At 63.4% G+C, this 377-nt stretch carries 1 pseudogene; it reads right to left on the reverse strand.

Going from position 1 to position 377, the window contains the following annotated elements:
- A pseudogene (locus EXE45_RS18275) lies at window positions 1–240 on the reverse strand (oxidoreductase); the annotation flags it as partial.
- Window positions 241–377 lie beyond the last annotated feature (137 nt).

Genomic DNA, 377 nt, shown 5'->3' on the forward strand with positions numbered 1-377 from the left:
GTAGCTGTGGACGATCCCGCTGAAGAACGTGACCACCACCCACATCAGGACGGTCAGCCCGTCGACGGCGACCGCGCCGGGGATCTCCCACACCCCGCCGAGTCGGAGTCGGGCGACGAGGACGGCGACGCTCGCGGCGAACAGCGTCCACGCGAGCCGGGTTAATGCGACGGGAAGTGACGAGGGTTCGGCCGTCTCCCGGAGCGCTCCGACCGTCGGTTTCGAGGTGCGTCCTGACATCGCTCGAGTCGTCACGCGACCGCCGTCGGAGTCCGGACCGCGTCCGGATCCGAATTCGGTCGCATCTACTCCCCTTCGAGAACGTACCGTCTATTAAAATTGACTGTATTCACAATCCGTTCGATTATCTCGCATTA

Origin of the sequence: Halorubrum sp. SP9 (genome assembly GCF_005435015.1) — an archaeon.
In the GTDB taxonomy this organism is placed as follows: domain Archaea; phylum Halobacteriota; class Halobacteria; order Halobacteriales; family Haloferacaceae; genus Halorubrum; species Halorubrum sodomense.